The organism is uncultured Xylophilus sp., from assembly GCA_913776965.1.
Taxonomy (GTDB): domain Bacteria; phylum Pseudomonadota; class Gammaproteobacteria; order Burkholderiales; family Burkholderiaceae_C; genus Xylophilus.
On sequence record CAJYQL010000013.1, the window covers coordinates 1 to 17,931 of the forward strand.

The window sequence follows — 17,931 nt, forward strand, 5'->3', positions numbered from 1 at the left end:
CATCGGTGCGAGCCGTGCGGCGGTGGATGCGGGCTATGCGCCCAACGACCTGCAGGTCGGCCAGACCGGCAAGATCGTCGCGCCGCAGCTCTACATCGCCGCCGGCATCTCCGGGGCGATCCAGCACTTGGCGGGGATGAAGGACTCGAAGGTGATCGTGGCGATCAACAAGGACCCGGAGGCGCCGATCTTCTCGGTGGCCGACTACGGGCTGGAGGCTGATCTGTTCGCCGCCGTGCCGGAGATGGTCAAGGCGCTCTGAGCGCCCTGGTCGCACCTTCCCCCGCGCCCGCCGTCGTTTCCCGTTTCCCCCTTCACCGAGGTTCCCGATGCACGATGTTTCCGAACCCGCCGGCGTGCGCGCCCAGGTCACGGCCGAGGAATGGCAGACCCGCGTCGAGCTGGCCGCCGCCTACCGGCTGGTGGCCCATTTCGGCTGGGACGACCTGATCTTCACCCACATCTCGGCGCGCGTACCAGGGCAGCCGGACCAGTTCCTGATCAACCCGTACGGCATGCTGTTCGACGAGATCACCGCCTCCAGCCTGGTCAAGGTGGACCACCACGGCGAGCCGGTCATGGCGACGGACTACGACGTGAACCCGGCGGGCTTCCTGATCCACAGCGCGATCCACGAGGCCCGGCCGGAGGTGCAGTGCGTGCTGCACACCCACACCGCCTATGGCGTGGCGGTGTCGGCGCAGGAGGACGGGCTGCTGCCGATCTCGCAGCAGTCGATCTTCCCGCTCGCGCGCATCGCGTACCACGGCTACGAAGGCGTGGCGCTGAACGACGACGAGCGGCCGCGGCTGGTGGCCGACCTGGGGCAGGCCAGCTTCCTGGTGCTGCGCAACCACGGCCTGCTGACCTGCGGCCGCAGCGTGCCCGAGGCGCTGCTGTCGATGTACACGCTCGAATCGGCCTGCCGCATCCAGATCCTGGCCCAGGCCGGCGGCGGCACGCTCACCCGCATCCCGGATGCGATCGTCGCCACCTCGGTCGAGCAGTCGCGGCAGGTGACCAAGGGCAAGGGCGCGGGTCTGGCCTGGCCCGGCCTGCTGCGCCGGCTGGACCGCCTGGACCCGGGCTACCGGACCTGATCCGCCGCCACCCGATCCCACCCCCGCCCCCAAAAAAGGAGACACGCCCATGGCCCTTCATCCCACCCGCCGCCGCCTGCTGCAGGCCGGCTCGGCCCTGGCCGCCGGCAGCGCACTGACGCTGCCGGCCCGCGCGCAGGACGCCTGGCCGACCAAGCCGATCCGCATCGTCGTGCCCTACACGGCCGGCGGCTTCACCGACCAGATGGCGCGGCTGGTGCAGGTCGGGCTGCAGCAGCGGCTCGGCCAGCCCGTGGTGGTGGACAACAAGCCCGGCGCCAACAGCATCATCGGCGTCGATGCGGTGGCCAAGGCCGCGCCGGACGGCACCACCTTCGGCGTGTTCATCGCCGCCTTCGCCGCCAACACCACGCTGTACCCGAAGCTGCCCTACGACCCGAAGAAGGACCTGACCGGCGTATCGCTGATGGGCGTGTCGCCGCTGGTGGCCGCGGTGTCGCCGAATGCGCCGTTCAAGACGATGGCCGAGCTGGTCGCCTACGGCCGCGCCAACCCCGGCAAGATCAGCTACGCCTCGTCGGGCAGCGGCTCGGCGGCGCACCTGACCTCAGAGCTGATGCGCACCGTGACCGGCATCGACATGGTGCACGTGCCGTACAAGGGCGCGTCGCCCGCGCTGGCCGACCTGATGGGCGGGCAGGTGCAGCTGTTCCTCGACCCGCCGCCCAACCTGATCCAGCCCGCCAAGGCCGGCAGGATTCGGCTCATCGGCGTGGCGAGCGACCGCCGCGTGCCCGCGCTGCCCGAGGTGCCGACCTTCGCCGAGCTCGGCTACCCGGCCCTGGTCGGCAGCACCTGGGCGGCGATGCTGGCGCCGGCCGGCACGCCCGCCGCGATCGTGCAGCGCATGTCGTCCGAAGTGGCGGCGCTGATTCGCAGCCCCGAGATCACCGCCCGCATGGAGCAGACGATGGGCACCTTCGCCGAAGGCTCCACGCCGCAGCAGTGCGACAGCTTCATCGCGGCGGAAACCGCGAAGTGGGCGCGGGTGATCCGCTCGGCCGGCGTGACGGTGGACTGACGGGGACGTGCAGGACGCACAGGGCGTGCGCTGCGCGAGGATCGCGCCGGCTCAGGCCGCCAGCGAGCGGGCCACGGCCTCGGCGACCTTGATGCCGTCCACACCCGCCGACAGGATGCCGCCGGCGTAGCTCGCGCCTTCGCCGGCCGGGAACAGGCCGCGCACGTTCAGGCTCTGGAAGTCCTCGCCGCGGGCGATGCGGATCGGCGACGAGGTGCGGGTCTCCACGCCGGTCAGCACCGCATCCGGCAGGTCGAAGCCCTTGATCTTGCGGGCGAAGGCCGGAAAGGCCTCGCGCATCGCGGCGATCGCGTAGTCGGGCAGCGCGTCGTGCAGGCTGCCCAGGCGCACGCCCGGCTTGTAGCTCGGCTCCACCGCGCCGAAGGCAGTGGACGGCCGGCCGGCCACGAAGTCGCCGACCAGCTGGCCCGGCGCCTCGTAGGTGCCGCCGCCGAGCACGAAGGCATGCGATTCCAGCCGCCGCTGCAGCTCGATGCCGGCCAGCACGTGCGGCCGGCCCTGCGCTTCGGCCGGCACGTCGATGTGCCGGTAGTCGGTCGGGTAGTCCGACGGGTCGATGCCGACCACGATGCCGGCATTCGCATTGCGCTCGTTGCGCGAATACTGGCTCATGCCGTTGGTGACCACGCGGCCCGGCTCGCTGGTGGCGGCTACCACCGTGCCGCCCGGGCACATGCAGAAGCTGTAGACCGCGCGGCCGTTGCTCGCGTGGTGCACCAGCTTGTAGTCGGCCGCGCCCAGCAGCGGATGGCCCGCGTGCTTGCCCCAGCGGGCCCGGTCGATCAGGCCCTGCGGATGCTCGACCCGAAAGCCGACCGAGAACGGCTTGCCCTCGATGAACACGCCGCGGCGGTGCAGCATTTCGAAGCTGTCGCGCGCGCTGTGGCCGAGCGCCATCACGACGTGGTCGGTGCGCAGTTCGTGCACCGCACCGCTCGCCTGGTCGAGTACGGTCAGGCCCCGCACTTGCCCCTCCTCGATCCGCACGTCGGTCACCTTCTGCTCGAAGCGGATCTCGCCGCCGAGCGCGACGATCTGGGCGCGGATGTTTTCCACCACCTTCACCAGCTTGAAGGTGCCGATGTGCGGCCGCGCGACGTAGAGGATCTCCGGCGGCGCGCCGGCGGCGACGAATTCCTGCATCACCTTGCGGCCCAGGTGGCGCGGGTCCTTGATCTGGCTGTAGAGCTTGCCGTCGGAAAACGTGCCGGCGCCGCCTTCGCCGAACTGCACGTTGGACTCGGGCGTCAGCGTATTCTTGCGCCAGAGCCGCCAGGTGTCCTTGGTGCGCTCGCGCACTGTCTTGCCGCGCTCCAGCACGATCGGCTTCAGGCCCAGCTGCGCCAGCACCAGCGCCGCGAAGATACCGCAGGGGCCGAAGCCGACGACCACCGGCCGCACCGGCGCGGAAAAGGGCGCGCCCGGCGGCGGCACCCAGGCCATGTCGGGCGTCGGCGCGATGTGCGGATGGCCGGCATGGCGCGCGAGCAGCGGCGCCTCGGCCGCCGGGTCGGCCAGCGTCGCGTCGACGATGTAGACCTGCAGCAGGTCGGCCTTGCGCGCATCGAAGCTGCGCTTGTGGACGTGGAGGCCGGCCAGGGCGGTGGGCGCTACGCCCAGGGCGGCGGCGACGGCGGCGGCGAGCGCCTCGGGGGCGTGGTCGAGCGGCAGCTTGACCTCGGAAACACGGATCGTCATCGTGCGGCGGGCCCGTGGTGATCGGGCAGGGCAGGGTGAAGGGGCGCCGATGATACGGGAGGGGCGGTGGCCGGTGCCGTCGCAGGGGCGATGGGTTTGCCAGTGCCCGCATGGCCTGCGCGACTGGCGGGGCGGGCTGATGGGCAGACGAGTTCTGACCCACGCGTACCGCGCCATGCACCAATATCTGGATGCTATTTATTTAATAGCTGCCTGCGAAGTAGGGACGGGCGCTAGAGCACGATTTATTTCATAAGAACGCCGGTGCGCCGCAGGCGTCGGCCCAAAGCCTGGCCTGCGCTGCTCAGTCGTCGCCGCCGCCCGCATGCCGGGCCGCCTGCCGGCGTGCCCGCAGCCACTGCCGCAGCGCGGCGGCATCGACCAGCGCCCGGCGCTCGCGCACCTGGGCCTGCCGCTCGGCATCGAGCCATTGCAGCAGTTCGCGGAAGCGCGCGGGGATCTGGCCGGGCGACAGCGTCTCCTGCGGGCCCAGGCCCAGTTCGCCGGCGATGCGCGCCGCCGTCGCGCGGTTCTCGCGGTCCACGTCGGCGAGCTGGGCGGCCAGCAGCCGGTTGTAGGCCTCCAGGCGCGCCTCGCCGAGCGCGGCGATGCGGGCCGGGTCGGTCAGCTCGGCTTCCAGCTGCAGCTGCAGCAGGTCGAGCAGTCGGCTGGCGGCGTAGGCCTCGTTGGCGCGCTGCATCAGCACCGTCTTGCGGGCGCGTTCGGTGGCGTCGGGCTCGCGGTCGGGATGCAGGGCGCTCGCCAGGCGGCGGTAGATGTCGCGTGCCGACTGGCCGGCCTGCCGCGCGTCCTCGGCGGCGCGGCGCTGGCCGGCGGTGCGGCGGCGCGCGGCGCGGCCGGCCTCGCGGGCCGCTTCGGCACGGGCGCGGTCGGTTTCGAGCCGGGCGTCGATGCGGGCGGCGAGCGCTTCGGGGGACAGCGACGGGTCGTCGTCGTCCTCGGTGGCGGTCGCGTGGGCGTCGACGGGTGGCGGGGCGGAGGCGTCCGCACCCGAGCGGCGTGCCGGGCGCCGGGCGGTGTCGGCCGGATCGGCGTATTTGTCGAGCAGGCGGCGCAACGCGGCGATGCCGGTCGCAGAGGCCTTGTCGTCGTCTGCGTCGCCTCGGGGCGTGCCGACCAGCGGCTGCACCGTCGCCCGGATCGCCTCGGCCAGCAGGCGCCGGTCGGCATTGGACAGGCCCGGCCAGCCGTAGGCGCCGTCGAGGAAGTGCGCGAAATCCGCCGCGGCGCGGCGGCGGGCGTCCAGCCGCGGCTGCAGATCCGCGCCCCAGCGCCGGTGGTAGTCGGGCAGCGCGGCCTCCCAGGCGGCGAGCCGCGCCCGCTCGGCCTCGATGCGGCGCACCAGCGTGTTGAAGGCGCGCTGGGCGGCGTTCAGCGGTGCGGCGACGGCCGGCACCAGCGCCAGGCCGGGCGTGGTGGCGAGCGCGCCGCCCGACGGATCGGCCGAGTCGGCGGAATCGGCCGTCACGGCCGCGGCTCCGTGCGGCGGTGCCTCATGCGGGCAGGAAGCCGTCCACCGACAGGTAGCGCTCGCCGGTGTCGTAGTTGAAGCCGAGCACCACCGCGTCGGCCGGCAGGCCCGGCAGCTTCTGTGCGATGGCCGCGAGCGTCGCGCCCGAGGAGATGCCGACCAGCATCCCTTCCTCGCGCGCCGAGCGCCGGGCATATTCGCGAGCGTCCTCCGCCTCGACCTGCACCGTGCCGTCGAGCAGCGACACGTCGAGGTTCTTCGGCACGAAGCCCGCGCCGATGCCCTGGATCGGGTGCGGCGCCGGGCTGCCGCCGGAGATCACCGGCGAGGCGCTCGGCTCCACCGCGAACACCTGCAGCGCCGGCCAGCGCGCCTTCAGCACCTTCGCCACGCCGGTGATGTGGCCGCCGGTGCCCACGCCGGTGATCAGCGCGTGGATGCCGTCGGGGAAGTCGGTCAGGATCTCCTGCGCGGTGGTGCGCTCGTGCACCGCGACGTTGGCCGGGTTCTCGAACTGCTGCGGCATCCAGGCGCCGGGCGTGGTCGCGACGATCTCCTCGGCCCGGGCGATGGCGCCCTTCATGCCCTTCTCGCGCGGTGTCAGGTCGAAGGTCGCGCCGTACGCCAGCATCAGCCGGCGCCGCTCGACGGACATGCTGTCGGGCATCACCAGCACCAGCTTGTAGCCCTTGACGGCCGCGACCATCGCCAGGCCGATGCCGGTGTTGCCCGAGGTCGGCTCGACGATGGTGCCGCCGGGCTGCAGCGCGCCGGAGCGCTCGGCATCCTCGACCATCGCCAGCGCGATGCGGTCCTTCACCGAGCCGCCGGGGTTGCTGCGCTCGGACTTGATCCAGACCTGCTGGCCGGACCCTGCGATGCCCTGGAACAGGCGCTGGATGCGGACATGCGGCGTGCCGCCGATGGTGGCGAGGATGGTGTCGGCTTTCATGGGTCTCCTGGGGAAAAAAGGGCGTCGGGGCGTCGCGGACGACAGCCCGTCATTCTGGCAAAGCGACCGCCGCTGCCGGTGACACGGCGATAATCCCGCCCGTGAAGTCCGCCGGACCGCCGCTGGTGCATGTCTCGAAAGAGCGCACTGGAGGAACGTCCGGACTGCGAAGGGCAGCGTAGGAGCTAACGGCTCTCCACCGCGAGGTGAGGATCAGAGCAACAGAGACGAGTTCGAATGAGTTCAGGCCACAGGGGTGTTCTGTGGGCCACCGGCGCAAGCCGGTGCCGGGCGGCGCAAGCCGACCGGTTCGCAGCGTCAGCCGCGAAAGCCCACAGCCACCTCGAATGCGGAACGCATTCGAGGTGAAACGGGCAATCTCTACGCGCAGCAATACCAAATAGGCACACGACGACCCGGTCCCGGGGAGTGTGCGGGTAGGTAGCACCGAGCCGGGTGGGCGACCCCCGGCCCAGAGTAATGGCGGTCACGCCGGGCATCTGCAAGGATGGCCGGTGCACAGAATCCGGCTTACAGGCGGACTTCACACCTTCTTATCGCGATGTTTTCGGGCTCCAGCGCCCGTCGGACGGGCGCTGAAAGCTATCGAAAGCGTAGCAAGAAAGCGGGCGGACTCACGGGCACCGGCCCGGCCGCGCGGACCGCCGCGACCGCCACCGCAGCGCTACCAACCCGCGCTGGCCGGATCGCCCTTGAACGGCCCGACCAGGTCCGGCGTGATCCATCCCCCGTAGAAGCCGCCCGGCTGCGGCCGGACAACCATGCCGCCGACCCGGCAGTCCAGCGCGTGCGCATAGAAGGCCACGCTGTCTGCCAGCGGCTCGGCACCGGGCAGGGGATGCGGATAGCTCCAGGCGACCCGGTCCAGGCGGCGTGCGCCATCGACCAAGTCCCAGTACTGCGCCGGACCCTTCCATTCGCAGAAGGAGCCGCTGCCGGCCGGCTGCAGCAGCCCCGGGCGGACGTCGGCGAGGGGCAGGTAGAAGGTGGGCGGATGGCTCGTCTCGCGCACGGCCCAGGCCCCGCGGGTGCGTGCGACCTCCCGCTCGCCCCAACGCACGACGATCTCGCGTTCCTCGCGCACGAGTTCCGGCGGGCGGGGGAAATCCCACACCGAGACCTGTCCCGGCGCCGGGACGTCAGCGAACGGCGGGCGTTCCTGGCCGCGCCAGTGCCACTGGGCACGGGCGCTGGCGAGCCAGTCGGGATCGCTGCGGGGCATAGGAAACCTTTCGTCAACGGCGTCGAACGGGTCGTGCGGGGCGGTGCCTGCGCCGCCGGCAACGGCCGCAGCCGCGGGGCCGACTCCACGGTCGGCCCGCCACCCTACACCCGTTCGTACGGCAGCAGGTAACGCCACTGCCCCGGCTCCAGCCCCGCCAACGTCAGCCGGCCGACACGGATCCGGTGCATGCCGCGCAACGACAGTCCGGCGCCGGCGCACATCTGCGCGATGCGGCCGGGCCAGTGGCCCTTGCTCGCGAAACGCAGGCCGGTCGCCGCATCGTTCTGCCGGCTGATGCTGACCCGCGACGGGTGCATCGCGCGGCCGTCGATCACCGGGGGGCGGTTCAGCCGGTCCAGCACCTCGGGCGACACCGCGCCGGCGACGTCGACGATCAGTTCGTGCTCGACCAGCGCCGCGTCCTCGAGCAGCTTGCGCGCGATGCGCCGGTCCTGGCTGAACACCACCAGCCCGGTCGCGGCCGGCTCCAGCGGCGTGAGGCAGGCCTGCTCGAAATGCTTGGGCACCGGGCGGATGCCGGAGCGGTCGCCCGGCTGCAGGCGCTCGGGCACCAGCAGGCGCCGGGCGGGCTGGCGGCCGGCGTCGGCGTCCTCCCAGGCCTCGAAGCCGGCCGGCTTGTGCAGCAGCAGCGTGACCGGCGGCAGCGGCTCGGCGCGCGCGCCCTCGGCCAGCACGACCGCTGCGCGCGGCGGGACCCGGGCGCCCGGCACGGTGACGACCGCCCCGTCGACCCGCACCCAGCCGCCTTCGATGTACAGCTCCGCCTCCCGGCGCGAGCATCCGGCGATCTCCGAGACACGGCGGGACAGGCGGATGGAGTCGTCGGCGGCGGGAAGGGGCATCGGGTGGAGCGGTGTCGGGGAAAGGCGGCCAGGCGCCGGACCGGCGGGGCGGCCGGGCGGGGAGGGGCGCAGTGTAGGCCGGTCCACGGCCCGTGTCCCGGCGCGGGCCGCGGACCGGCCCCGGTCGTGCCGCCGCCGCGCCTCGACTCGGCTCGACCCCGCCCGACCCCGCTTCAACCCCGCAGATGCGCGACGTGCGCCGCCAGCGACCGCGCCGCCACCGGCCACATCGCCGGCGGTACGTCGTCGTAGGCGAGCGGCAGCCAGTCGTCGATCGTGCCGTCGGGCCGGGCCGCCAGCGCCGCCGCGACCTTGGCCTCGCGCCGCAGCCGGTGCGCCTTCAGCCGCGCGATGGCGCCGGCCGCGTCGTGCAGTACGTGGCCGTGGGCCGGCAGGATGAATTCCAGCCGGTGTTCCGCACAGGCCGCGGCCAGCCGGTCGAGCGACGCCAGGTAGTCGCCCATGTGGCCGTCGGGCGGCGCGACGACGGTGGTGCTGCCGTTGAGCACATGGTCGCCGCTGAACAGCAGGCCGTCGTCGGCCAGCAGCAGGCACAGGTGGTTGGCGGCGTGGCCCGGCGTGTGGATGACGCACAAATCATGGGTTTGTGCAGGCCCGGTGAGCGTGATGTGCTCCTGATCCAATAGCGCCCGGTCGGGCACGAACCGGCTGTCCTCCCGCGCGGTCGGGGCCGAGGGCAAGCCGAGCACCGGCGGCGCCGGACGGCCCGCTGCGACGCACAGCGCCTGCAGCGGCCGGGCGCCGGGCGAATGGTCGGGATGCGAGTGGGTGCAGACGATCGCGCGGATGTCGCCGCCCGCCGCATCGAACAGCCGCTGCTGGTGCGCCGGATCGGCCGGGCCGGGGTCGATGCAGACATAGCCGGTGGCCGGCTCGCCGACCAGGTAGCTGTTGGTGCCGGGGCCGGTCATCGCCCCGGGGTTGCCGGCGGTCAGCCGCAGCACGTTCTTCAGCAGCGGCACCGCCCGTTCGTGCTGCCAGTCGAGCGGATGCAGCAGCTGCCCGTCCGGGCAGACGAGCGCCAGTTCGCCGAACGGTGCGTCGCGCTCCATGAACCGCGCTTCCGCGCCGCCGACCAGCCCGCCGCGCGGATGGGAGATCCACAGCGGCGCCTCCACCCCGTCGCGTGCCGCGCAGGCGGCCAGCACCGCATCGACGCTGAGCTGGTCGGCCAGCCAGTCGAGCGTGCGCACCGTCGGGAACATCATCTGCAGGCTGCCGGCGGCATGGCGCGCCAGCGCATCGGCCGGCCGCAACCAAACCGGGTCGAACTGCTCGGCCTCGTCGGCCACCGGCTCCTGGCCGTCGGGCATGCGGGCGACGAGGAACGGCACCTCGAAGCGCTGCGGCCGGTCGCGCGAGGTGGTCCAGTGCGCCAGCAGCCAGACCGTGTCGGCCGCCAGCAGCAGGCCGCGCGCGGCGCACTGTTCGGCGAACGGGCCGTGGCGGTCGATTGCCGCGATGTCGGCGGCATCGGCCGGCCGGCCGTCGCGGTGGCGCGCGAGCAGCACGCCCAGTTCCTCGAAGCTCTCGCGGATCGCGGCGATCGCCTGGGTCAGCTGCAGGTCGTCCTGCGTGGCGCGCCGTGCGGCCTGGGCGTGACACTGCGCGTCCTGCGGGTCGATGCCGCCGCCGGGGAACACGTACATCGCCGCCGCGAACCGGGCCTTGCCGGAGCGCCGGGTCATCAGCACCTCGATGCCGGCGGGCGTGTCGCGCAGCAGCAGGACGGTGGCGGCGGTGCGTGCGGGAACAGGGGTGAAGGGCGGATGCAGCAGCTGGGAAGGACGGACCATGCGGACGATTCTGCCGGCGCGGTGCCGCGCCTGCATCGCGGCGAACCCGCAGCGGCCCTGTCCCTCCGGAGACCGCCGCGCGCTCAGCCGACCGCTGCCGGGCCGGCGTCGATCCGAAGCCGGAACAGCAGGTAGGGCGGCTGCTGCCGGTCGGTGCCGCCGTGGTATTCGGGCCGGCGCTGCACCTGGGCGGCATTCACGTAAAGCCAGCCGTCGCGGGCGATGTGGAAGGTGTCGGGCCACAGCAGCCGCGGATCGGTGCCGAGCATCTCGATCCGTCCGTCCGGATGGCGCCGGCCGACCGCTTCGGACTCCTGCAGCGTGAGGTAGACCCGGTCGCGGTCGTCGCAGGCCAGGCCGCCGGTCATGCCTTTTTCGCCCAGGTCGCGCACGGTGGCCGCGACCGCCGCGTCGCTCGGTGCGTCCAGCAGGGCGGCGGTGTCGACCGCGTAGAGCCGCCGGCCCATCAGCGGTGCGTAGTACAGCGTGGCGCCGTCGTGCGACAGCGCGATGCCGTTGGCCCCGCCCTGCACCGGCTGGCGCTGGCCGGACGCATCCACCCGCTCGACCGGCCGGCCTTCGACGATCTTCAGCACGCCCTTGACCGATGCGGTGCTGCCGTGCTCGGCCAGGCGGCGCACCGCCCGGCCGCTGGCCAGGTCCACCGCCATCAGCGCGCCCTTGCCGTCCTGCCCCTGGTCGGTGATGTAGGCGACCTCGCGTCCGCTGCCGCCAGCGCGTACCCGCAGGTCGTTGAGCGACGAGGTCGGCACCGTCGCCGCCGACAGCGGCACCGTCTTCAGCACCCGGCCGTCGGCGATGTCGAGACACAGCAGCTTCGGCGCCCCGTTCATCGGCGCGCCGGAGCCGGTGGCCAGGCCGGCGTCGAGCAGCCACAGCCGGCCGGCGGCGTCGAACACGCCGTTGGGCACATGCACCAGCGATACCTGCGGCCGCTGCGGATCGGGCCGGTTGCGCTCGGCGTCGGGCCAGGGCACGACGCTGCCGTCCGGCCGGACTTCGCCGACGGTGTAGGGCACCTGGGCGTCGAAGCGCGGCATGAAGACGAACAGCCGCTGCCCGTCGGGCGACAGGGCGATGCCGGTGGGCGTGGAGGGGCAGCGCATCGCGCGCACCAGTTCCAGCCCGGCCCGGTCCGGCCGTGCGCTGTCGGGCGCCGGGCCCGGCGCGGCGGCGGAGGGCGTACCGCTGCTGGCGCAGCCGGTGGCGGCGAGGGTGGCGCCGAGCGAGCCGGCGAGAAGGTGACGACGGGCGAGGGGTGCGGGTGGCATGGGCGGACGTTCGGGAAAGTGATGGCGAAGGGGTGGAAGCAGAAAAAGGCGTCAGGCACGGATGCGGATGTCCGCGCCCACGGCAGTCAGGCCCATGCGGCCCAGCTGCGCAGCGCGAGCGCATGGATGTGCGGTCCGCTGCAGACATAGAGCGTGCGGCCGTCGCTGCCGCCGAAGGCCAGGTTGCCGCACGCCGCGGCGGTGCGGACCAGGCCGAGCAGCGTGCTGTCGGCCGCCCAGATGCGCACGCCGTCGCCGGTGGCGGCATAGACACGGCCGGCGGCATCGGTCTTGAGCCCGTCGGGAATGCCGGTGTCGAGCCGGGCGAACCGCCGTTCGCGCGACAGCCGGCCCTCCGAACCGACGTCGAAGGCGCGGATCTCGCGGCCGCCGCCGTCCGGGTCGCGGGCGGCGCCTGCCTCGGATACATACAGCGTGCGGAAGTCGGGCGCGAAGGCGATGCCGTTGGGCTGGTCGAAGCCGTCGGCGGCCACGGCGAGCCGGCCGTCGGGCGCGAGCCGGAACAGGTAGCGGCCGCGCTGCTCGGGTTCCGCCTGGAACCCCTCGTCGGGCTGGGTGATGCCGAACACCGGGTCGGTGAACCAGACGGCGCCGTCGGGGGCGACCACCAGATCGTTCGGCGAATTCAGCCGCCGGCCGTCGTGGCGGTCGGCCAGCACGGTGAGGCGGCCGTCGGCCTCGCGACGCACGACGCGGCGCCCGCCGTGTTCGCAGGAGAGCAGCCGGCCCTGCCGGTCCAGCGCATTGCCGTTGCTGAAGTTCGACGGGTCGCGCAGCACCGTCGCCTGCGCGTCGGCGCCGCCGCGCAACGCCATCAGGCGGTTCGACCGCACGTCACTGAACACCAGACCGCCGTCGGTCGGCGACCAGACCGGGCCCTCGCACCAGCGGCCTTCCGTATAGACGGTGCGCATCGCGGCGCCGGGCACGACCACGCCGTCGAGCGCACCGGGGCCTGCGGGCTCGATCACCGCCGGCCATGCGGTCTGGGCGGCTCCGGCCGGCAGCACCGCCGCGGCAGCCAAACCGGTGACGGCGTGCAGCAGGCTGCGGCGTGCTAGTGACGAAACGGCCGCCGCGCAAGGATGCGGGACCGGCGAGACAGGAGGCGTCAAAGGCATGGCGGCAGGCTACCGGGCCGTGCCGCGCACGTTGTAAGCCGCTGTTGGAGCAGGCAGAACGCCTGCCCCGGGGCGATGGCTGCCGCTCAGGGCGTACGGGTGCCGTCCAGCGCCGCCACCCACTCTTCGCCGCCGCACTGGCGGCACAGCGTGGCGCCGCCCGGCAGCTCGAAGGTGTGGGCGCAGCAGGTGCAGGCATAACGGCCGGGTCCCGGCACGGTGCGGCTCTTGCGCTCGTACTCCTTCGGCAGGATCGGCAGGCCCGGCCGCACCTCGTCGTCGGGATAGAAGTAGCAGCTGAGCGCGCCGTTGGTCTCCAGGATCGCGGTGCGCAGCTGGCCCAGGTGCGACACGCCCTGCTGCCGCATCTCGGCGAAGAACTCGTCCTTGCCGAAATCGTGCTCGCCGTCGCGGCGCACGAACACGCCGTCTTCGACCACATAGAGCGGGGAGCCCTCTAACAGGCGCTCCATCCACTCGCTGCGGCTCGCGAGCCAGGTGACCAAGCGGTAGAAGCCGAGGATCGTCAGGAACACGACCAGCGCAGGCAGGATCGGCTGGTCCTTGTTGGACATCGGATCGCCGGCGGCAGAGCCGAGGCCGATCACGATCGCCACCTCGAACAGGGTGAGCTGGCGCACCCCCTTCTTTCCGGACAGCCGCAGGAACAGCAGGATCACCGAGAACATCACCAGGGTGCGGAGCAGCACCTCGACGCCGAAGGCAAGGCTGAAGTCCTGCGCGAAAATGTCGCGGAAGTCGAGTTCCATGGGGGTGCGAAGAGGGGGCAGGGCGGAGGGGCGGACGGCGACCGGCATTCTTTCTGCAGTGCCGCCAGGCTCCGGTAACAGGAGTCGGCGTGTCGCCCGCTGCCGCGGTCCGCCCGTACGCCCCGGCGGGGCAGGGCGGCGTCAGGCGCTGTCGCGCGGCACGATCCGGTGGGCGATGTCGACCGTGCGCTCGGCCACCGCCGCGCCGTCCGCACGGGCTGCGATCATGTCGGCCGCCAGGGCGCCGATGGCCGCGCCGTCGATGTGCACGCTGGTCAGCGACGGCAGCAGGGTCGCGGCGAAATCCAGGTCGCCGAAGCCCACCACCGCCAGTTGTTCCGGCACCGCGATGCCGAGGGCGCGCGCCTCGGTCAGCACACCGCCGGCCATCAGGTCGGAGCTGCAGAACACCCCGTCGACCCCCGGCGTGGCGGCCAGCAGCGCCCGCAGGCCCTCGCGGCCGTGGCGGTGGGTGGTGGGCGAATCCAGCAGGTGCACCGGCGGCCCGGCCAGGCCGCGTTCGGCCGCACGGGCAGCCAGCCCGTCGGCGCGCCGCAGCGCGCGGGGGTCGCCGCCGGTCAGAACTGCGAGGCGGCGCTTGCCGCGGGCGTGCAGGTAGTCGCAGACCGCGCGGCCGATGGCGTCGTGCGAGACGCGCAGCAGCATGTCGATCGGATCGTCGGTCGCATCCCAGGTCTCGACCACCGGAATGCCCGATGCGGCCAGCATCGTCCGGCTCTCGGGCGAATGCAGGATGCCTGTCAGCACGATGCCGTCGGGCCGACGGCCCACGATGGCGCGCAGCAGATCGTCCTCCCGCGATCGGCCATAGCCGATCTGCCCGACGGTCAGCTGGAAGCCGCGCCGCTCCAGCGCCTCGGTGAGCGCGCCCACCATGCCCGAGAAGAGCGACCCCTGCACCGTCGGCACCAGCGCGCTCACCAGGTTGCTGCGCGACGACCGCAGGCCGTTGGCGACCAGGTTGGGCACGTAGCCGAGCGCGCGGACCGCCTCCTGCACCGCGAGCCGGGTGCGTTCGCTCACCTGCTGGGGCGTGCGCAGCACCCGCGACACGGTCATCGCCGAGACGCCGGTCGCCCGCGCCACGTCGTGCACCGTGACGGCGACGCGGGACGCGGGGCGCGGCGGGGGATCGGCGGGCAGAGCAGGAGGAGACGGCATGTGCCGCCGAGTCTAGGCGGCGTACGCATCGCGGCCATTCGACTAGGGAAAACCCGCGCACCATGCACCATTCTTCGGAACAACAATCCGATTGTTAACGTTAACTTGCGCGTTCTTGCCGCAGGTACTCCTATATTTCAAACTACCGGGGTCCTCATGAAGACATTGATCGCCGCCCTGCTACTCGGGCTCGGCGCCACCGCCGGGGCACTGGCTCAGCCCGCTACGTGGCCCGAGAAGACCGTCACCATCGTCGTGCCGTTCCCGGCCGGCGGCTCCACCGACATGGTGGCGCGCGCGATGGCGACCGAGATGCAGAACAGGCTCGGCCAGACCTTCCTGGTGGACAACCGGCCGGGCGCGACCGGCACCATCGGCGCCGGCCAGGTCAAGCGGGCCGCGCCCGACGGGTACACGCTGCTCGTGTCCTCGCTCGGCGCCTTCGTGGTCACGCCTCACCTGCTGGCCAGCACGCCCTACGACGCGACCCGCGATTTCGACTACCTGAGCGTGCCGGTCCAGGCGCCCAACGTGCTGGTCGCATCGCCCGACCAGAAGGCCCGCACCGTGGCCGACGTGGTGGCCGAGCTCAAGGCCCAGCCCGGCAAGGTCAGCTTCGCGAGTTCGGGCAACGGCTCGTCGGACCATCTTTCGGCCGAGGTGTTCTGGCAGCAGACCGGCACCGACGGCCTGCACATCCCCTACAAGGGCGGTGCACCGGCCATCAACGACCTGCTCGGCAACCAGGTGCAGTACTCCTTCCAGAACGTGAACGCGGTGCTGCAGCACATCCGCGCTGGCAAGCTGCGGGCGCTGGCCGTCACCGGCGACAAGCGCTCGCCGGTGCTGCCGGACGTGCCGACGCTGGCCGAAGCCGGGGTGAAGGGCGCGGAGGTCTATTCCTGGCAGGGCCTGGCCGCGCCGAAGGGCCTGCCGCCCGCGGTGCGCGACAAGGTCGCCGACGCGGCCATCGCCGCCATCAATGAGCCGGCCGTGAAGAAGCGCATGCAGGACCAGGGCCTGGAGATCGTCGCCAGCACGCCCGCCCAGTTCACCGCGTTCCAGGCCCGCGAGTACGTGCGCTGGCGCGACCTCATCAAGTCCCGCAACATCAAGGCCGACTGACATGGCGCATTCCACCCCCGTCGTCACCTCGCTGCGTGTCGTGCCGGTCGCCGGCCGCGACAGCATGCTGATGAACCTGAGCGGCGCCCATGCGCCGTTCTTCACCCGCAACCTGCTGATCCTGCAGGACAGCTCCGGCGCCACCGGCGTCGGCGAAGTCCCCGGCGGCGAAAAGATCCGCCAGACGCTGGAGGACGCCCGCAGCCTGGTGGTCGGCCAGCCCATCGGCGCCCACCATGCGGTCCTCAACCGCATGCGGGCGCAGTTCGCCGACCGCGATGCGGCCGGCCGCGGCAAGCAGACCTTCGACCTGCGGGTCGCGATCCACGCGGTCACCGCGGTGGAGTCGGCGCTGCTGGACCTGCTCGGCCAGCACCTGGAAGTGCCGGTGGCGGCGCTGCTCGGCGAAGGCCAGCAGCGCGACCGGGTGCAGATGCTCGGCTACCTGTTCTTCGTCGGCGACCGCACGAAGACGAACCTGCCCTATGCCCGCCCCGAGGACGAGCCGTCAGGCGCCGACGACTGGCAGCGGCTGCGCCACGAAGCCGCCATGACGCCCGAGGCGGTGGTGCGCCTGGCCGAAGCGGCCCAGGCCCGCTACGGCTTCCAGGACTTCAAGTTGAAGGGCGGCGTGCTCGCCGGCGACGACGAGGTGGATGCGGTCGTCGCGCTGCACCGCCGCTTCCCCGAGGCCCGGGTCACCCTCGACCCCAACGGCGGCTGGCTGCTGAAGGATGCGATCCGGCTCGGCGAGCGCATGCGCGGCGTGGTCGCCTATGCCGAGGACCCGTGCGGTGCGGAAGGCGTCTTCAGCGGCCGCGAGGTGATGGTCGAGTTCCGCCGCGCCACCGGCCTGCCGACGGCCACCAACATGATCGCGACCGACTGGCGCGAGATGGCGCATGCGCTGTCGCTGCAGTCGGTCGACATCCCGTTGGCCGATCCGCACTTCTGGACGATGGCCGGCTCGGTGCGCGTAGCCCAGCTGTGCCAGGCTTTCGGGCTGACCTGGGGCTCGCATTCCAACAACCACTTCGATGTGTCGCTGGCGATGTTCACCCACGTCGGCGCGGCCGCACCGGGCCGCGTGACGGCGATCGACACCCACTGGATCTGGCAGGACGGCCAGCGCCTGACGCAGGAGCCGCTGCAGATCCGCGGCGGCTATGTCGAGGTGCCGCAGAAACCCGGCCTGGGCGTGGAACTGGACATGGCCGAGGTGGAGAAGGCGCACCAGCTGTATCTGCAGCACGACCTGGGTGCCCGCGACGACGCGCAGGCGATGCAGTTCCTGCTGCCCGGCTGGACCTTCGACCCGAAGCGGCCCTGCATGGTGCGGTGAGAATCCGGGCTCCCGTTTCCAGGAGACTTCCATGCACCGTTTTTCTCCGGTCTTGCGCGCGGCGCTGGCCGCGGCCTGCGCCCTGGCCGCCGTGCCGGGCCGGGCCGAGACCATCGGCGAGGTCGATACCGTCTTTAAGCTGATCGGCCCCGACCACAAGATCGTGGTCGATGCCTACGACGACCCGAAGGTGCAGGGCGTCACCTGCTATGTCTCCCGCGCCAAGACCGGCGGGATCAAGGGCGCGGTCGGGCTGGCGGAGGACAAGGCCGAGGCGGCGATCGCCTGCCGGCAGACCGGCCCAGTCGCGTTTCCGGCCGGCAAGCCGTTGCCGCAGCAGGAAGAGATGTTCAGCGAGCGGATCTCGCTCGTCTTCAAGCGGCTGCGGGTGGTGCGCATGGTCGACCGCCAGCGCAACACGCTGGTCTACCTGACCTACTCCGACCGGGTGATCGAAGGCTCGCCGCAGAACAGCGTGACCGCGGTGCCGGTGGACCGCGCCACGCCGATCCCGGTCGCCGCGCGCTGACGAGGGGGCGAGCAAGCGGACGGGCAGCGCGGCCGGTCAGCGGTCGGCCGCGGGGTCGAGCGCCGCGTACCAGGCGGCGTAGGGTGTGTTCCGCACCATCCGGCGGTTGAGGTCGGGCGCGCCGTCGGTCCACCAGGGCGTGCCGCGTTCGCCGAGCGCGGTCTTGGCCGCATCGACCCGGCTGCGTGCGGCGCGCAGTGCCTCGGGATCGTCGGTCCGCAGCGCCCGGCCCACGTCGCGGCGAGCCACCATCAGGGCATCGACCAGCGCCTGGCGCCGGTCGGGCGGCAGCTGCGGATTGGCGGCCCGCCAGAGCCG

17 protein-coding genes and 1 other RNA gene are annotated in these 17,931 nt (G+C 72.4%); 7 read left to right on the forward strand and 11 right to left on the reverse strand.

The annotated features are described in order from the left end of the window. The 3 genes from QZ500_RS01380 to QZ500_RS01390 all read left to right on the forward strand — a co-directional run. On the forward strand, positions 1 to 262 hold a 262-nt coding region (locus QZ500_RS01380), incomplete at its 5' end, for an FAD-binding protein (RefSeq protein ID WP_295849886.1). Between the two features lie 67 nt (positions 263 to 329). Continuing rightward, positions 330 to 1,100, forward strand: a complete 771-nt coding sequence (locus QZ500_RS01385) for a class II aldolase/adducin family protein (protein WP_295849887.1) — start codon at positions 330 to 332, stop codon at positions 1,098 to 1,100. 49 nt (positions 1,101 to 1,149) lie between these two features. Beyond that, a complete protein-coding gene (locus QZ500_RS01390) occupies positions 1,150 to 2,142 on the forward strand; it encodes a tripartite tricarboxylate transporter substrate binding protein (protein WP_295849889.1) in 993 nt (330 codons plus the stop codon). A gap of 51 nt (positions 2,143 to 2,193) precedes the next feature. Here the strand turns inward: QZ500_RS01390 and QZ500_RS01395 are convergent, their stop codons facing one another. The 3 genes from QZ500_RS01395 to cysK all read right to left on the reverse strand — a co-directional run bounded on the left by QZ500_RS01395 (position 2,194) and on the right by cysK (position 6,305). Continuing rightward, on the reverse strand, positions 2,194 to 3,861 hold the full coding sequence (locus tag QZ500_RS01395; protein ID WP_295849891.1) for an NAD(P)/FAD-dependent oxidoreductase: 1,668 nt from the start codon (positions 3,859 to 3,861) through the stop codon (positions 2,194 to 2,196). Positions 3,862 to 4,165: 304 nt separating this feature from the next. Next, positions 4,166 to 5,350: a J domain-containing protein gene (locus QZ500_RS01400; protein ID WP_295849894.1), complete on the reverse strand. Its 1,185-nt coding sequence runs from the start codon at positions 5,348 to 5,350 to the stop codon at positions 4,166 to 4,168. A gap of 25 nt (positions 5,351 to 5,375) precedes the next feature. Then, the gene (gene cysK / locus QZ500_RS01405; RefSeq protein WP_295849897.1) at positions 5,376 to 6,305 is read right to left on the reverse strand and encodes a cysteine synthase A; all 930 of its coding nucleotides are present in this window, start codon (positions 6,303 to 6,305) and stop codon (positions 5,376 to 5,378) included. Positions 6,306 to 6,408: 103 nt separating this feature from the next. Between cysK and rnpB the strand changes: the two genes are divergently transcribed. Further along, positions 6,409 to 6,855, forward strand: an RNA gene (rnpB, locus tag QZ500_RS01410) — RNase P RNA component class A. 135 nt (positions 6,856 to 6,990) lie between these two features. On the opposite strand, the gene QZ500_RS01415 is transcribed toward rnpB, so the two are convergent. The 7 genes from QZ500_RS01415 to QZ500_RS01445 all read right to left on the reverse strand — a co-directional run bounded on the left by QZ500_RS01415 (position 6,991) and on the right by QZ500_RS01445 (position 14,617). Beyond that, on the reverse strand, positions 6,991 to 7,548 hold the full coding sequence (locus tag QZ500_RS01415; RefSeq protein WP_295849899.1) for a DUF427 domain-containing protein: 558 nt from the start codon (positions 7,546 to 7,548) through the stop codon (positions 6,991 to 6,993). Positions 7,549 to 7,652: 104 nt separating this feature from the next. After that, positions 7,653 to 8,414 carry an RNA pseudouridine synthase gene (locus QZ500_RS01420; protein ID WP_295849901.1) on the reverse strand — a complete coding sequence of 254 codons (762 nt, stop codon included), beginning with the start codon at positions 8,412 to 8,414 and terminating at the stop codon, positions 7,653 to 7,655. Between the two features lie 173 nt (positions 8,415 to 8,587). After that, complete coding sequence (locus QZ500_RS01425; protein WP_295849902.1) at positions 8,588 to 10,231, reverse strand: MBL fold metallo-hydrolase; 1,644 nt, start codon at positions 10,229 to 10,231, stop codon at positions 8,588 to 8,590. An 83-nt stretch (positions 10,232 to 10,314) separates the two neighbouring features. Continuing rightward, positions 10,315 to 11,523, reverse strand: a complete 1,209-nt coding sequence (locus tag QZ500_RS01430; protein WP_295849904.1) for an L-dopachrome tautomerase-related protein — start codon at positions 11,521 to 11,523, stop codon at positions 10,315 to 10,317. An 86-nt stretch (positions 11,524 to 11,609) separates the two neighbouring features. Beyond that, on the reverse strand, positions 11,610 to 12,665 hold the full coding sequence (locus tag QZ500_RS01435; protein ID WP_295849905.1) for an SMP-30/gluconolactonase/LRE family protein: 1,056 nt from the start codon (positions 12,663 to 12,665) through the stop codon (positions 11,610 to 11,612). Positions 12,666 to 12,751: 86 nt separating this feature from the next. Next, positions 12,752 to 13,435, reverse strand: a complete 684-nt coding sequence (locus QZ500_RS01440) for a YetF domain-containing protein (RefSeq protein WP_295849907.1) — start codon at positions 13,433 to 13,435, stop codon at positions 12,752 to 12,754. Between the two features lie 141 nt (positions 13,436 to 13,576). Beyond that, positions 13,577 to 14,617, reverse strand: coding sequence for a LacI family DNA-binding transcriptional regulator (locus QZ500_RS01445; protein WP_295849909.1), 1,041 nt, complete (start codon positions 14,615 to 14,617; stop codon positions 13,577 to 13,579). Positions 14,618 to 14,773: 156 nt separating this feature from the next. On the opposite strand from QZ500_RS01445, the gene QZ500_RS01450 reads away from it, so the two are divergent. The 3 genes from QZ500_RS01450 to QZ500_RS01460 are packed head-to-tail and all read left to right on the forward strand — an operon-like array spanning position 14,774 to position 17,613. After that, complete coding sequence (locus QZ500_RS01450) at positions 14,774 to 15,742, forward strand: tripartite tricarboxylate transporter substrate binding protein (protein ID WP_295849911.1); 969 nt, start codon at positions 14,774 to 14,776, stop codon at positions 15,740 to 15,742. A 1-nt stretch (position 15,743) separates the two neighbouring features. Beyond that, positions 15,744 to 17,084 (forward strand): glucarate dehydratase, encoded by a 1,341-nt coding sequence (gene gudD / locus QZ500_RS01455; protein WP_295849913.1) that lies wholly within the window; start codon positions 15,744 to 15,746, stop codon positions 17,082 to 17,084. Positions 17,085 to 17,115: 31 nt separating this feature from the next. Continuing rightward, positions 17,116 to 17,613 carry a CreA family protein gene (locus tag QZ500_RS01460; RefSeq protein WP_295849916.1) on the forward strand — a complete coding sequence of 166 codons (498 nt, stop codon included), beginning with the start codon at positions 17,116 to 17,118 and terminating at the stop codon, positions 17,611 to 17,613. Positions 17,614 to 17,649: 36 nt separating this feature from the next. Here the strand turns inward: QZ500_RS01460 and QZ500_RS01465 are convergent. Next, positions 17,650 to 17,931 (reverse strand): hypothetical protein (locus QZ500_RS01465; RefSeq protein ID WP_295849918.1); only part of this gene is annotated, 282 nt, incomplete at its 5' end.

Excerpts from the sequence above, each read along its gene's own strand:
- QZ500_RS01425 (WP_295849902.1), bottom strand. The coding sequence starts at position 10,231 with ATGGTCCGTCCTTCCCAGCTGCTGCATCCGCCCTTCACCCCTGTTCCC.
- QZ500_RS01445 (WP_295849909.1), bottom strand. The coding sequence starts at position 14,617 with ATGCCGTCTCCTCCTGCTCTGCCCGCCGATCCCCCGCCGCGCCCCGCG.
- QZ500_RS01385 (WP_295849887.1), top strand. The coding sequence starts at position 330 with ATGCACGATGTTTCCGAACCCGCCGGCGTGCGCGCCCAGGTCACGGCC.
- QZ500_RS01430 (WP_295849904.1), bottom strand. The coding sequence starts at position 11,523 with ATGCCACCCGCACCCCTCGCCCGTCGTCACCTTCTCGCCGGCTCGCTC.
- QZ500_RS01450 (WP_295849911.1), top strand. The coding sequence starts at position 14,774 with ATGAAGACATTGATCGCCGCCCTGCTACTCGGGCTCGGCGCCACCGCC.
- QZ500_RS01415 (WP_295849899.1), bottom strand. The coding sequence starts at position 7,548 with ATGCCCCGCAGCGATCCCGACTGGCTCGCCAGCGCCCGTGCCCAGTGG.
- gudD (WP_295849913.1), top strand. The coding sequence starts at position 15,744 with ATGGCGCATTCCACCCCCGTCGTCACCTCGCTGCGTGTCGTGCCGGTC.
- QZ500_RS01420 (WP_295849901.1), bottom strand. The coding sequence starts at position 8,414 with ATGCCCCTTCCCGCCGCCGACGACTCCATCCGCCTGTCCCGCCGTGTC.
- QZ500_RS01395 (WP_295849891.1), bottom strand. The coding sequence starts at position 3,861 with ATGACGATCCGTGTTTCCGAGGTCAAGCTGCCGCTCGACCACGCCCCC.
- QZ500_RS01435 (WP_295849905.1), bottom strand. The coding sequence starts at position 12,665 with ATGCCTTTGACGCCTCCTGTCTCGCCGGTCCCGCATCCTTGCGCGGCG.
- QZ500_RS01390 (WP_295849889.1), top strand. The coding sequence starts at position 1,150 with ATGGCCCTTCATCCCACCCGCCGCCGCCTGCTGCAGGCCGGCTCGGCC.
- QZ500_RS01460 (WP_295849916.1), top strand. The coding sequence starts at position 17,116 with ATGCACCGTTTTTCTCCGGTCTTGCGCGCGGCGCTGGCCGCGGCCTGC.
- cysK (WP_295849897.1), bottom strand. The coding sequence starts at position 6,305 with ATGAAAGCCGACACCATCCTCGCCACCATCGGCGGCACGCCGCATGTC.
- QZ500_RS01440 (WP_295849907.1), bottom strand. The coding sequence starts at position 13,435 with ATGGAACTCGACTTCCGCGACATTTTCGCGCAGGACTTCAGCCTTGCC.